At 55.6% G+C, this 13057-nt stretch carries 9 protein-coding genes, 1 tRNA gene and 1 pseudogene; all 11 read left to right on the forward strand.

Features of this window, described 5'->3' with window-relative positions:
* Positions 1 to 145: pseudogene (locus SWE17_RS13865) on the forward strand (elongation factor Tu); the annotation flags it as partial.
* A gap of 11 nt (positions 146 to 156) precedes the next feature.
* A tRNA-Trp gene (locus SWE17_RS13870) sits at positions 157 to 232 on the forward strand.
* Between the two features lie 99 nt (positions 233 to 331).
* On the forward strand, positions 332 to 715 hold the full coding sequence (gene secE / locus SWE17_RS13875) for a preprotein translocase subunit SecE (RefSeq protein ID WP_100120363.1): 384 nt from the start codon (positions 332 to 334) through the stop codon (positions 713 to 715).
* Entirely contained in the window at positions 715 to 1296 is a 582-nt protein-coding gene (nusG, locus tag SWE17_RS13880) for a transcription termination/antitermination protein NusG (RefSeq protein ID WP_019430861.1), read from the forward strand. The genes secE and nusG overlap by 1 nt, the downstream gene beginning before the upstream one ends.
* Before the next feature lie 125 nt (positions 1297 to 1421).
* Positions 1422 to 1853 (forward strand): 50S ribosomal protein L11, encoded by a 432-nt coding sequence (gene rplK, locus SWE17_RS13885; protein ID WP_100120361.1) that lies wholly within the window; start codon positions 1422 to 1424, stop codon positions 1851 to 1853.
* Positions 1854 to 2549, forward strand: a complete 696-nt coding sequence (rplA, locus tag SWE17_RS13890; RefSeq protein WP_295523567.1) for a 50S ribosomal protein L1 — start codon at positions 1854 to 1856, stop codon at positions 2547 to 2549.
* Between the two features lie 256 nt (positions 2550 to 2805).
* The gene (gene rplJ / locus SWE17_RS13895; protein WP_100120359.1) at positions 2806 to 3312 is read left to right on the forward strand and encodes a 50S ribosomal protein L10; all 507 of its coding nucleotides are present in this window, start codon (positions 2806 to 2808) and stop codon (positions 3310 to 3312) included.
* A 40-nt stretch (positions 3313 to 3352) separates the two neighbouring features.
* On the forward strand, positions 3353 to 3727 hold the full coding sequence (rplL, locus tag SWE17_RS13900) for a 50S ribosomal protein L7/L12 (RefSeq protein WP_100120358.1): 375 nt from the start codon (positions 3353 to 3355) through the stop codon (positions 3725 to 3727).
* Between the two features lie 301 nt (positions 3728 to 4028).
* The gene (gene rpoB, locus SWE17_RS13905; RefSeq protein ID WP_322993674.1) at positions 4029 to 8153 is read left to right on the forward strand and encodes a DNA-directed RNA polymerase subunit beta; all 4125 of its coding nucleotides are present in this window, start codon (positions 4029 to 4031) and stop codon (positions 8151 to 8153) included.
* Between the two features lie 23 nt (positions 8154 to 8176).
* On the forward strand, positions 8177 to 12391 hold the full coding sequence (gene rpoC, locus SWE17_RS13910; protein WP_322993675.1) for a DNA-directed RNA polymerase subunit beta': 4215 nt from the start codon (positions 8177 to 8179) through the stop codon (positions 12389 to 12391).
* Positions 12392 to 12493: 102 nt separating this feature from the next.
* Complete coding sequence (locus SWE17_RS13915) at positions 12494 to 13042, forward strand: hypothetical protein (RefSeq protein WP_322993676.1); 549 nt, start codon at positions 12494 to 12496, stop codon at positions 13040 to 13042.
* The last annotated feature ends 15 nt before the right edge of the window (positions 13043 to 13057 follow it).

Below are 13057 nucleotides of genomic sequence, written 5' to 3' on the forward strand. Positions count from 1 at the left end.
CAAAGAGATGGTGATGCCTGGTGACAACGTGTCGATCACTGTGAAGTTGATCAACCCCATCGCGATGGAAGAAGGCTTGCGCTTCGCCATTCGCGAAGGTGGCCGCACGGTTGGCGCTGGCGTTGTTGCCAAGATCATCGCCTGAAAATCATCTGTAGGGGTATAGCTCAATTGGCAGAGCGTCGGTCTCCAAAACCGAAGGTTGTAGGTTCGATTCCTACTGCCCCTGCCACCTGAAAAGGTGGATTTCCAAGCCCGCTAGTCCCTAGCGGGCTTCCTTGTCTGATAAGGGTCTTCGATCATCGAGGGCTCAACAAAGGTTTCAAGCCGTATGGCAACGTCTGAAGTTCAAACAGTGAATGCTGCGGGTGACAAGATGCGAGTGGCGCTGGCTGCTGCATTGGTCATTGGTGCGCTCGTGGCCTTTTACATGTTGGCTGGCCGAGGTGGTTGGGTTCAGTGGGCGGGCTTGTTGGTCGGCTTGCTGGCTGCGGTGGCTGTGTTCTTCACTTCTGAGTCGGGTCGTCAATTGATCGCTTTCGGTCGGGATGCCGTGCGGGAAGTCAAGAAGGTGGTCTGGCCTGAGCGGAAAGAAGCCATGCAAATCACGGCTTACGTTTTTGCTTTTGTGGTGGTGATGGCGCTGTTCTTGTGGCTCACCGACAAAACTCTGGAATGGGTTTTCTACGATCTGATTCTTGGGTGGAAAAAATAATGAACGATGCTGTAGTCAACGCCCCCATGGCGGGCTCTTCGACCAATCCAGATCTGAAGTGGTATGTGGTGCATGCTTATTCCGGTATGGAAAAAGCGGTGGAGCGCAACATCATCGAACGCATTGCGCGTTCTGGCATGGAAACCAAATTTGGTCGCATTCTGGTGCCGACCGAAGAGGTGGTTGAGGTCAAAAATGGCCAAAAGCGCACCACCGAGCGCAAGTTTTTCCCCGGCTATGTGCTGGTAGAAATGGTCATGGATGACGAAACTTGGCATTTGGTCAAGCACACCAACAAGGTCACGGGCTTTGTGGGTGGCGCCAAAAACCGACCAGCCCCGATTTCCGAGGCCGATGTCCAGAAAATCGTGAGCCAGATGCAAGAAGGCACGGATAAGCCACGCCACAAGGTTGAATTTGAAGTGGGTGAGTACATCCGCGTCAAAGAAGGCCCGTTCACCGACTTCAATGGTACGGTGGAAGAAGTCAACTACGAGCGCAACAAAATGCGTGTTTCGGTGACCATTTTCGGTCGCGCAACACCTGTCGAGTTGGAGTTCGGACAAGTCGAAAAAACCTGATCGGTTTTTCTCAGTTCTCTGTTTGGCGCTACCCGACTCGGCGTCCAACAATATTTCAGAGTCGTTAACCCCGGGGAGTCCAAAGCCGATTGGTTTTGAGCGTTAAAACCCGCAAGGAGAAAAGCATGGCGAAAAAAATCGTCGGCTTCATCAAGCTGCAAGTGCCAGCTGGTAAAGCCAATCCATCACCACCTATTGGTCCAGCACTGGGTCAACGTGGTTTGAACATCATGGAATTCTGCAAGGCGTTCAACGCCCAGACCCAAGGTGTTGAGCCGGGCCTGCCATTGCCAGTGGTCATCACTGCGTTTGCAGACAAGTCCTTCACCTTCATCATCAAAACGCCGCCAGCGGCCACTTTGATCAAGAAGTCCCTGAAGTTGGACAAGGCTTCGACCAAGCCAGGTCTGGAAAAAGTGGGCAAGATCACTCGCGCGCAGCTGGAAGAAATTGCCAAAACCAAGATGAAAGACCTGACTGCGGCCGATATGGACGCTGCTGTTCGCACCATCGCTGGTACTGCCCGTTCCATGGGCGTGAATGTGGAGGGCGTGTAAATGTCCAAGCTCACTAAAAAACAAAAAGCCCTTGTTGGCAAAGTTGACAGCCTGAAGCTGTACGCTTTGACCGATGCTTTGACCATGGTCAAAGAGTGCGCAACTGCCAAGTTCGACGAGTCCATTGACGTGGCCGTTCAATTGGGCATTGATGCCAAGAAATCTGACCAAGTGGTTCGTGGTGCTGTGGTGCTGCCTAACGGCACCGGTAAGACAGCGCGCGTGGCCGTGTTCGCTCAAGGCGCTAAAGCTGAAGAAGCTCTGGCAGCAGGCGCTGATGTGGTCGGTATGGACGATTTGGCTGCGCGCGTGAAAGCGGGCGACATGCCTTTTGACGTGGTGATTGCTGCTCCTGACGCCATGCGCGTTGTGGGTACATTGGGTCAAATCCTGGGTCCACGTGGCCTGATGCCTAACCCCAAAGTCGGCACTGTGACCCCAGACGTCGCAACAGCTGTGCGCAACGCCAAGGCTGGTCAAGTCCAGTTCCGCGTTGACAAGGCCGGTATCGTTCACGGCACCATCGGCCGTCGCTCATTCGACACCGACAAGTTGCAAGGCAACTTGGCTGCATTAATCGAAGCTTTGGTGAAAGCCAAGCCAGCCACCAGCAAGGGTGTTTACCTGCGCAAAGTGGCCGTTTCCTCGACCATGGGTGTGGGCGTTCGCGTCGACACACAATCCATCGCAGCTTGATGGCGATAAAAATTTGAGTCGGCTGAAAGCTGGCTCAATGTGGTGGGCTGCAGTCCTTGCTAAAGGTCTGCAGGCCATCCAAGACCGTTGGTGCACACATGGCTGTGCTTAATCAACAGACCGACAAGTTCGCTTGAAGGTTTGGGCCAACGCAGATGGCGATCCCGCTGCAGATGGATGAAGATCCTGAACAGTCGGTCGCTGCAAATAGGCGTGTTCTAGGGGCAACCCGAAAACACATATAAAGGAGTAGACCTTGAGTCTGAATCGCAGTGAGAAAGAAGCGGTCATTTCCGAAGTGACCGACCTCGCCGGTAAAGCTCAAACGCTTGTGATGGCGGAATACCGTGGTATCACGGTCGCTGACATGACCAACCTGCGCGTCAAAGCTCGTAGCCTCGGCGTATCGCTGACGGTGTTGAAAAACACCTTGGCTCGCCGTGCTGTGACAGGTACGCAGTTTGAAGTTGTCGCCGACCAGATGACCGGTCCGCTGATCTATGGCTTCTCTGAAGATGCAGTAGCCGCCGCTAAGGTGGTGGCTGACTTCGCGAAAACCAACGACAAGTTGGTCATTCGTGCAGGTGCATTTGCAGGCAAAGCTTTGGACGTGAACGGCGTTAAGCAATTGGCAAACATCCCTTCGAAAGAAGTTTTGTTGGCCCAGTTGTGTGGCTTGTTGATGTCGCCTATGTCGCGTACAGCCGTTGTGCTGGGTGCGTTGGCGGCCAAAAAAGGCGAAGGCGAAGCTGTTGCCGCTTAAGGCCAGCATTCGTGTTTTAACCAATTGTTAGGAAATAAAAATGGCATTCGATAAAGACGCATTTTTGACCGCGCTGGACAGCATGACGGTCATGGAACTCAACGAACTGGTGAAAGCCATCGAAGAGAAGTTTGGTGTGAGCGCTGCCGCTATGGCTGCTCCTGCTGCTGCAGGTGGCGGTGCTGCTGCTGCCGCTGAAGAGAAGACTGACTTCAACGTCATGTTGCTCGAAGCCGGCGCCAACAAAGTGTCCGTGATTAAAGCTGTGCGCGAAATCACAGGTCTGGGCTTGAAAGAAGCCAAAGACTTGGTGGACGGCGCTCCTAAGGCAGTCAAAGAAGGCCTGCCAAAAGCTGACGCTGAAGCCGCTAAGAAGAAGCTGGAAGAAGCCGGCGCCAAGGCCGAACTCAAGTAATTCGGTTTTGTTCCAAGGCTGGAGTGTCCGAAAGGGCCTCCAGCCTTTGGTGCTTGAAGAGCACACCGAAAAGCAGACTCCGTTCAGTCTTCTTTCCAGTGTTTTAACGAAACACCGGAAAGTAGATTGACCTCAGTCTTCTTTCCAGTGTTTTCTGACCCGACTGCAGAAGACCCTTGGTTCGGGTTGCGTGCAATGCGCAATCGTCCGCCAAAGCTGGTAGAGGCCAGCCGCCAAGCCCGTTGTGCGAGTCTAAAACTCGCGCAACACACAGTTCTGAAAGATCAAGCCCGGAGATCTCATGGCCTATTCATACACCGAACGCAAGCGAATTCGCAAAAGTTTCGGCAGCCGCGAAAGCGTGCTCGAAGTTCCTTACCTGCTGCAAATGCAAAAAGACGCTTACACGTCCTTCCTGCAAGCAGGTGTTGTTTCATCCAAACGCACACACGAAGGTCTGCAAGCCGCATTTGAGTCGGCATTCCCGATCGTGTCCCACAATGGTTTTGTGGAGATGAAATTCGTCGAGTACAACTTGGCCAAACCTGCGTTCGATGTGCGCGAATGCCAGACGCGTGGTCTGACCTTCTCGTCGGCTGTGCGCGCGCGCGTGCAGCTCATCATTTACGACCGTGACTCTTCGACTTCACAGAACAAAGTGGTCAAGGAAGTCAAAGAGCAAGAGGTCTACATGGGCGAAGTGCCCCTGATGACCGACAAAGGCTCGTTCATCATCAACGGTACTGAGCGTGTGATCGTGTCTCAGTTGCACCGTTCACCTGGCGTGTTCTTTGAACACGACAAGGGCAAGACCCACAGCTCGGGCAAATTGCTGTTTTCCGCCCGCATCATCCCTTACCGTGGTTCGTGGCTTGATTTCGAATTCGACCCGAAAGACATCCTGTACTTCCGCGTTGACCGTCGTCGCAAGATGCCCGTGTCGATTCTGCTCAAGGCCATTGGCTTGAACCCTGAGTCGATCCTGGCAAACTTCTTCGTCAACGACAACTTCCGTCTGATGGACAGCGGTGCACAAATGGAATTTGTGGCCGAGCGCCTGCGCGGCGAAGTGGCGCGTTTTGACATCACCGACAAGTCCGGCAAAGTGGTTGTGGCCAAAGACAAGCGCATCACCGTGCGTCACACCCGTGAACTCGAGCAATCGGGCACCACACACATCAGCGTGCCAGAAGACTACCTGTTGGGTCGCGTGGTCGCACGCAGCATTGTCGAAGCCGACACCGGTGAGATCATCGCCAAGGCCAACGAAGAGTTGACCGAAGCTTTGCTCAAAAAGTTGCGCACTTCAGGCATTCAAGACTTGCCTTGCATCTATACCAACGAACTCGACCAAGGCGCGTACATTTCGCAAACCCTGCGCATCGACGAAACCGTTGACGAATTCGCTGCACGCGTAGCCATCTACCGCATGATGCGTCCTGGCGAACCGCCAACAGAAGACGCGGTGCAAGCCCTGTTCCAGCGCTTGTTCTACAACCCTGATACGTACGACTTGTCGCGTGTGGGTCGCATGAAGTTCAACGCCCGTGTCGGTCGTCCAGACTCCACAGGCCCCATGGTCTTGACCAACGAAGACATCTTGGCTGTGGTTAAGATTTTGGTGGACTTGCGAAACGGCAATGGCGAAGTCGATGACATCGACCACTTGGGCAACCGCCGCGTGCGTTGCGTGGGCGAATTGGCTGAAAACCAGTACCGCACCGGTTTGGCACGGATCGAAAAAGCCGTGAAAGAGCGTTTGGGCCAAGCTGAGCAAGAGCCGCTCATGCCGCACGACCTGATCAACTCCAAGCCAATCTCTGCTGCGCTCAAAGAATTCTTCGGTGCATCGCAGTTGTCCCAGTTCATGGACCAGACCAACCCGTTGGCTGAGATCACCCACAAGCGCCGTGTTTCGGCCCTTGGCCCAGGTGGTTTGACACGCGAACGTGCAGGCTTTGAAGTGCGAGACGTGCACGTGACCCATTACGGTCGCGTTTGCCCTATCGAGACACCTGAAGGACCAAACATCGGTCTGATCAACTCGCTGGCTTTGTACGCCCGCTTGAACGAGTATGGTTTCATTGAAACCCCATACCGTCGCGTGGTGGACGGCAAAGTGACGATGGACATCGATTACTTGTCCGCCATTGAAGAAGGCAAGTACGTCATTGCCCAGGCCAACGCCACATTGGACAAAGACGGCAAGCTGACCGGTGACTTGGTCTCTGCCCGTGAAAAAGGCGAATCCATCCTGTGCGGTGCCGAGCGCATCCAGTACATGGACGTGTCGCCAGCCCAGATCGTGTCTGTGGCCGCATCTCTGGTTCCATTCTTGGAGCACGATGACGCCAACCGCGCTTTGATGGGTGCCAACATGTCGCGTCAGGCTGTGCCTGTGCTGCGCCCTGAAAAGCCCATGGTTGGTACCGGCATCGAGCGCGTTGCAGCGGTCGACTCGGGCACTGTGGTCACGGCCACTCGCGGCGGTATCGTTGACTATGTCGACGCAACCCGCATCGTGATCCGCGTGAACGACGCTGAAGCTCTGGCCGGTGAAGTGGGTGTGGACATCTACAACCTGATCAAGTACCAGCGTTCCAACCAGAACACCAACATCCATCAGCGCCCCATCGTCAAGCGTGGCGACAAGCTGGCCAAAGGTGACGTGATTGCCGACGGTGCATCGACCGACTTGGGCGAAATCGCCATTGGTCAGAACATGCTGATCGCCTTCATGCCATGGAACGGCTACAACTTCGAAGATTCGATCTTGATCTCTGAGCGTGTCGTGTCAGAAGACCGCTACACCTCGATCCACATCGAAGAACTCGTGGTCATGGCCCGTGACACCAAGCTGGGCGCAGAAGAAATTTCGCGCGACATCCCCAACTTGTCCGAGCAGCAACTGGGCCGTCTGGACGATTCCGGCATCATTTACGTGGGTGCAGAAGTGCAGCCCGGCGACGTGTTGGTTGGCAAGGTCACACCGAAAGGCGAGACCACCCTCACACCTGAAGAAAAACTGTTGCGCGCCATCTTCGGCGAAAAAGCCAGCGATGTGAAAGACACTTCGTTGCGCGTGGATCAGGGCTCGCAAGGCACTGTGATCGACGTGCAGGTCTTCACCCGTGAAGGCATCGTGCGTGACAAGCGTGCCCAACAGATCATTGACGACGAACTCAAGCGTTTCCGCTTGGATCTGAATGACCAGTTGCGCATCGTGGAAGCCGACGCATTTGACCGTATCGAGAAGTTGCTGGTGGGCCGCGTGGCCAACGGCGGCCCTCAAAAGCTGGCCAAAGGCACCAAGCTCGACAAAGCCTACATGGAATCGGTGGAGAAGTTCCACTGGTTCGACATCCGTCCAGCGGAAGACGATGTGGCCATGCAACTCGAGTCCATCAAAAACTCGCTGGAGCAGACCCGCCACAGCTTTGACTTGTCGTTTGAAGAAAAGCGCAAGAAATTGACCCAAGGCGATGAGTTGCCAGCGGGCGTGCTCAAGATGGTCAAGGTCTACTTGGCCGTCAAGCGTCGCTTGCAGCCTGGTGACAAGATGGCCGGTCGCCACGGTAACAAGGGTGTGGTTTCCAAAATCGTTCCCGTCGAAGACATGCCTTACATGGCCGACGGTACACCTGCAGACATCGTGTTGAACCCCTTGGGCGTTCCTTCACGTATGAACGTGGGTCAGGTGCTCGAAGTCCACCTGGGCTGGGCCGGCAAAGGTATCGGTCAGCGCATTGGCAACATGCTGCAAGCCGAAACTCAGCGCATGGAAAAGATTGCCGAATTGCGCAAACTGTTCGAGCAGTTGTACAACAGCATGGGCCGCAAGGAAGATCTGTCGCAACTGAGCGACGACGAGGTGTTGGCCATGGCCGGCAACCTCAAAGAAGGTTTCCCATTCGCAACGCCTGTGTTTGACGGTGCTGCCGAAGAAGAAATCCGCGCGATGCTGCACCTGGCTTACCCAGAAGACCTGGCCAAGGCCAAGGGTCTGACCGCCACACGCACACAAGCCAACCTGTTTGACGGCCGCACAGGCGATGCCTTTGACCGTCCAACCACCATTGGCTACATGCACTTCTTGAAATTGCACCACTTGGTGGACGACAAGATGCACGCCCGCTCGACCGGTCCTTACAGCTTGGTCACGCAGCAGCCGCTGGGTGGTAAGGCGCAGTTCGGTGGTCAGCGTTTCGGTGAGATGGAAGTGTGGGCGCTGGAAGCGTATGGCGCCTCTTACGTCCTGCAAGAGATGCTCACCGTGAAGTCCGACGACGTGCAAGGCCGTACCAAGGTTTACGAAAGCATCGTCAAAGGCGAACACTCCATCGAAGCGGGCATGCCCGAATCGTTCAACGTGCTGGTCAAGGAAATCCGTTCGCTGGGCCTTGACATCGAGCTCGAGCGTTCTTAATTCACAGGCAAAGGATTTAAACCATGAAATCACTACTCGACCTGTTCAAGCAGTTCACGCCCGATGACCACTTCGATGCAATCCGCATCGGCCTGGCATCGCCCGAGAAGATCCGTTCGTGGTCTTTCGGCGAAGTGAAAAAGCCGGAAACCATCAACTACCGCACCTTCAAGCCTGAGCGCGATGGTCTGTTTTGCGCCAAGATTTTTGGCCCCATCAAAGACTACGAATGCTTGTGCGGCAAGTACAAGCGTCTCAAGCACCGCGGCGTGATCTGCGAGAAGTGCGGCGTTGAAGTCACACAAACCAAAGTGCGTCGCGAGCGCATGGGTCACATTGACCTGGCCGCACCTTGCGCCCACATCTGGTTCCTGAAGTCGTTGCCATCGCGTTTGGGCCTGGTGCTCGACATGACGCTGCGCGACATTGAGCGTGTGTTGTACTTTGAAGCCTACGTTGTGACTGATCCCGGCATGACGCCGCTCAAGAAATTCGGCATCATGTCCGAAGACGACTACGACGCCAAAGTCAAAGAGTACGGTGATGAATTCACGGCCAAGATGGGCGCTGAAGGCATTCGCGAATTGCTCGAAGGCATTGACATCGAAAGCGAAATCGAGCGCCTGCGTGGTGACTTGACGGGCTCCGAACTCAAAGTTAAGAAGAACTCCAAGCGCCTCAAAGTTCTGGAAGCCTTCAAGAAGTCGGGCATCAAGCCCGGCTGGATGGTGCTCGAAGTGCTGCCCGTGTTGCCACCGGACTTGCGTCCATTGGTGCCATTGGACGGCGGCCGCTTTGCGACCTCCGACCTGAACGACTTGTACCGCCGTGTCATCAACCGCAACAGCCGTCTGCGCCGTTTGCTGGAATTGAAGGCGCCTGAGATCATTGCGCGCAACGAAAAGCGCATGCTGCAAGAAGCCGTGGACAGCTTGCTGGACAACGGTCGCCGCGGCAAGGCCATGACTGGCGCCAACAAGCGCGCCCTGAAGTCGCTGGCCGACATGATCAAAGGCAAGAGCGGTCGTTTCCGTCAAAACTTGCTGGGTAAGCGCGTCGACTACTCCGGTCGTTCCGTCATTACCGTGGGTCCAACACTCAAACTGCACCAGTGCGGTTTGCCCAAGTTGATGGCCATCGAGTTGTTCAAGCCTTTCATCTTTGCGCGTCTCGAAGCCATGGGCATCGCGACCACCATCAAGGCCGCCAAGAAAGAAGTTGAAGCCGGCACCCCTGTGGTGTGGGACATCTTGGAAGAGGTCATCAAAGAGCACCCCGTGATGCTGAACCGTGCGCCTACGCTGCACCGTTTGGGTATTCAGGCGTTCGAGCCTTTGCTGATCGAAGGCAAAGCCATTCAGTTGCACCCCCTCGTTTGCGCGGCCTTCAACGCCGACTTCGACGGTGACCAGATGGCCGTTCACGTGCCTTTGTCGGTCGAAGCGCAAATGGAAGCCCGCACCTTGATGCTGGCTTCGAACAACATCTTGTTCCCCGCTTCTGGCGAGCCATCGATTGTGCCGTCGCAAGACGTGGTGCTGGGTTTGTATTACGCGACCCGTGACCGCATCAACGCCAAGGGCGAAGGCTTGATCTTCTCCGACATCGGTGAAGTGCAGCGCGCCCTGGACGCCAATGCTGTTGAGCTGACTGCCAAGATCAACGTGCGCATGACCGAGTGGACCAAAGACAAAGCGACGGGTGAATTCACCTCGTCCGTGTCCATGGTGGAAACCACCGTGGGCCGCGCTTTGTTGTCGGAAATCTTGCCCAAGGGCCTGCCTTTCTCCAACCTGAACAAGGCGCTGAAGAAGAAAGAGATTTCCAAGCTGATCAACACGTCTTTCCGTAAGTGCGGTTTGAAAGAGACCGTGGTGTTCGCCGACAAGCTGTTGCAAAACGGCTTCCGCTTGGCCACACGCGCCGGTATCTCGATCGGTATCGACGACATGTTGGTGCCGCCTGAGAAGCCCGCCATCATTGAAGCCGCTGAAAAAGAAGTCAAAGACATCGAGCAGCAATACGTCTCCGGGTTGGTGACTGCTGGCGAGCGCTACAACAAAGTGGTGGACATCTGGGGTAAAGCCGGTGACGTCGTCTCCAAGGTGATGATGGACCAACTCCGCAAAGAGAAGACCATTGACCGCCATGGCAACGAAGTCGATCAGGAATCGTTCAACTCGATTTACATGATGGCCGACTCTGGTGCCCGTGGTTCCGCAGCGCAGATTCGCCAGTTGGCGGGTATGCGTGGTCTGATGGCCAAGCCTGACGGCTCCATCATCGAAACCCCCATCACGGCCAACTTCCGTGAAGGTCTGAACGTGTTGCAGTACTTCATCTCAACACACGGTGCACGTAAAGGTCTGGCCGACACGGCTTTGAAGACCGCTAACTCGGGTTACCTGACCCGTCGTTTGGTCGACGTGACACAAGACTTGGTCGTGACCGAACTCGATTGCGGCACCTCTGACGGTTCGCTGATGCGCGCCATCGTTGAGGGCGGTGAAGTCATCGAATCATTGCGTGACCGTATCTTGGGCCGCACGGTGGCTGAAGATGTGTTGCACCCAGAAAACCGCGCTGTTTTGGCCGAAGCGGGTGTCATGCTCGACGAAGACCTCATCGAGGAACTGGAAATCGCTGGTGTGGACGAAGTCAAAGTGCGCACAGCACTGACTTGCGAAACACGCTTTGGCTTGTGCGCCAAGTGCTATGGCCGCGATTTGGGCCGTGGTGGTCTGGTCAACAACGGTGAAGCTGTTGGTGTGATCGCTGCTCAGTCTATCGGTGAACCCGGTACTCAGCTGACCATGCGTACCTTCCACATTGGTGGTGCGGCTTCGCGTGCGGCTGTGGCCTCCAGCGTGGAAGCCAAGTCCAACGGCACCATCGGCTTCAATGCCACGATGCGCTACGTGACCAACACCAAAGGTGAGTTGGTGGTGATTTCCCGTTCCGGCGAGATCGTCATCACCGAACACGGCCGTGAGCGCGAGCGTCACAAAGTCCCTTACGGTGCCATCTTGTCGATCAAAGCCGACCAGACCATCAAGGCCGGTACTATTCTTGCCAATTGGGATCCATTGACTCGCCCGATCATCACGGAATTCGCCGGTCAGGTGAAGTTCGAGAACGTCGAAGAAGGCTTGACAGTGGCCAAGCAGCTCGACGAAGTGACCGGTTTGTCCACTTTGGTGGTCATTGACCCCAAGCGCCGTGGTGCGGCCAAGGTCATCCGTCCACAGGTGAAGTTGATCGACGCAGCAGGCAAAGAAGTCAAGATCCCCGGCACCGACCATTCGGTGACGATTGGCTTCCAGATTGGCTCGCTGATCCAGGTGCGAGACGGCATGGATGTGGGCCCGGGCGAAGTGCTGGCCCGTATCCCGGTCGAAGGTCAAAAGACCCGAGACATTACCGGCGGTTTGCCCCGTGTGGCCGAACTGTTCGAAGCCCGTACGCCCAAAGACAAAGGGATGCTGGCCGAGATCACCGGTACCGTGTCGTTTGGTAAAGAAACCAAAGGCAAGGTCCGTTTGCAGATCACCGATCCAGAAGGCAAGGTCTGGGATGAACTGATCCCCAAAGAGAAGAACATCTTGGTGCACGAAGGCCAAGTGGTCAACAAGGGCGAAAGCATTGTGGACGGCCCAGCCGACCCACAAGACATCTTGCGTTTGTTGGGCATTGAAGAGCTGGCCCGCTACATCGTGGACGAAGTGCAGGACGTTTACCGCTTGCAAGGCGTGAAGATCAACGACAAGCACATCGAAGTGATTGTTCGTCAGATGTTGCGCCGTGTGGTGGTCGAGAACATTGGTGAGTCCACCTACATCTCGGGTGAGCAAGTCGAACGTTCCGAAATGCTCAACACCAACGATGCACTGCAAGCCGAAGGCAAGATCCCCGCGACATTCAGCAACTTGTTGCTGGGTATCACTAAGGCTTCTTTGTCGACCGACTCGTTCATCTCGGCCGCTTCCTTCCAGGAAACGACCCGTGTGTTGACCGAAGCGGCCATCATGGGCAAGCGCGACGAGCTGCGTGGTCTGAAGGAAAACGTCATCGTGGGTCGTTTGATTCCTGCCGGTACAGGTTTGGCTTATCACAAAGCCCGTGCTGTCAAGGACGCCATGGACGATGCTGAGCGCAAAGCCATTGCCGATGCAGAAGCAGCGGACCTGGCTGGCGAGTCGACGGAAGACACCGTCACCGATGCCGGTGAAGCCGTCTGAGTGATGCGTTCACCCGTCACAAGGTGAACGATGTGAACAGCCCCTGCACCGTTTCGCGGTCAGGGGCTGTTTTTATGGTGAAGGTTCAACAAGGGTGCAAGCATGGAAGCTTTGATCTTTGGCGTGCTGATGGCGATGGCCTTGTTTTGGGCAGTCGGGGCACACAACCGTCTGGTGCGATTGCGCGCCGAAGTGGTTCGCCAGTGGGGCAGTGTCGATGCCGTTTGGTTGCGGTTGCTGGTTCGGCTCCAAGGCGGCATTGCGGCGCGTCAATCGCTGCTCACTTCCTTGGCCGATGCAGAGAGCGAACTCCAAACCCTGCAATCGGCATGTGATGAATTGGTGGAAGCATTGCTTCAGGCCAGGTTGCAGCCTTTGGCGGTAGAGGGGCAAAAGCAAGTGTTGGCACTTCACCAGAAGTTGGTGCTTGAAATTCGCGCATTGCTCCAAAAAGACAATGAGGCGATCAAGCCCGATTTGGAGATCGCTCTGAACCGGATGCGGCAAACATTGCCAGCGGCCTTGATTCCTTACCATGTGGCGGTTGTGGCGTACAACGAAGCCTTGGCCATGCAGCCAGCAGCGTGGCTCGGCAGACGCTTGGGCCTGCAGCCAGCGACCAAAATGGATTTATCGGTGGGCGTGAGCTGACGTCTTTCTGAAGTC

Origin of the sequence: Limnohabitans sp. (assembly GCF_034680285.1) — a bacterium.
Classification (GTDB): Bacteria; Pseudomonadota; Gammaproteobacteria; order Burkholderiales; family Burkholderiaceae_C; genus Limnohabitans_A.

Coding starts and splice junctions, on each gene's coding strand:
- secE (WP_100120363.1), top strand. CDS start 332: ATGGCAACGTCTGAAGTTCAAACAGTGAATGCTGCGGGTGACAAGATG.
- nusG (WP_019430861.1), top strand. CDS start 715: ATGAACGATGCTGTAGTCAACGCCCCCATGGCGGGCTCTTCGACCAAT.
- rplK (WP_100120361.1), top strand. CDS start 1,422: ATGGCGAAAAAAATCGTCGGCTTCATCAAGCTGCAAGTGCCAGCTGGT.
- rplA (WP_295523567.1), top strand. CDS start 1,854: ATGTCCAAGCTCACTAAAAAACAAAAAGCCCTTGTTGGCAAAGTTGAC.
- rplL (WP_100120358.1), top strand. CDS start 3,353: ATGGCATTCGATAAAGACGCATTTTTGACCGCGCTGGACAGCATGACG.
- rpoB (WP_322993674.1), top strand. CDS start 4,029: ATGGCCTATTCATACACCGAACGCAAGCGAATTCGCAAAAGTTTCGGC.
- rpoC (WP_322993675.1), top strand. CDS start 8,177: ATGAAATCACTACTCGACCTGTTCAAGCAGTTCACGCCCGATGACCAC.
- SWE17_RS13915 (WP_322993676.1), top strand. CDS start 12,494: ATGGAAGCTTTGATCTTTGGCGTGCTGATGGCGATGGCCTTGTTTTGG.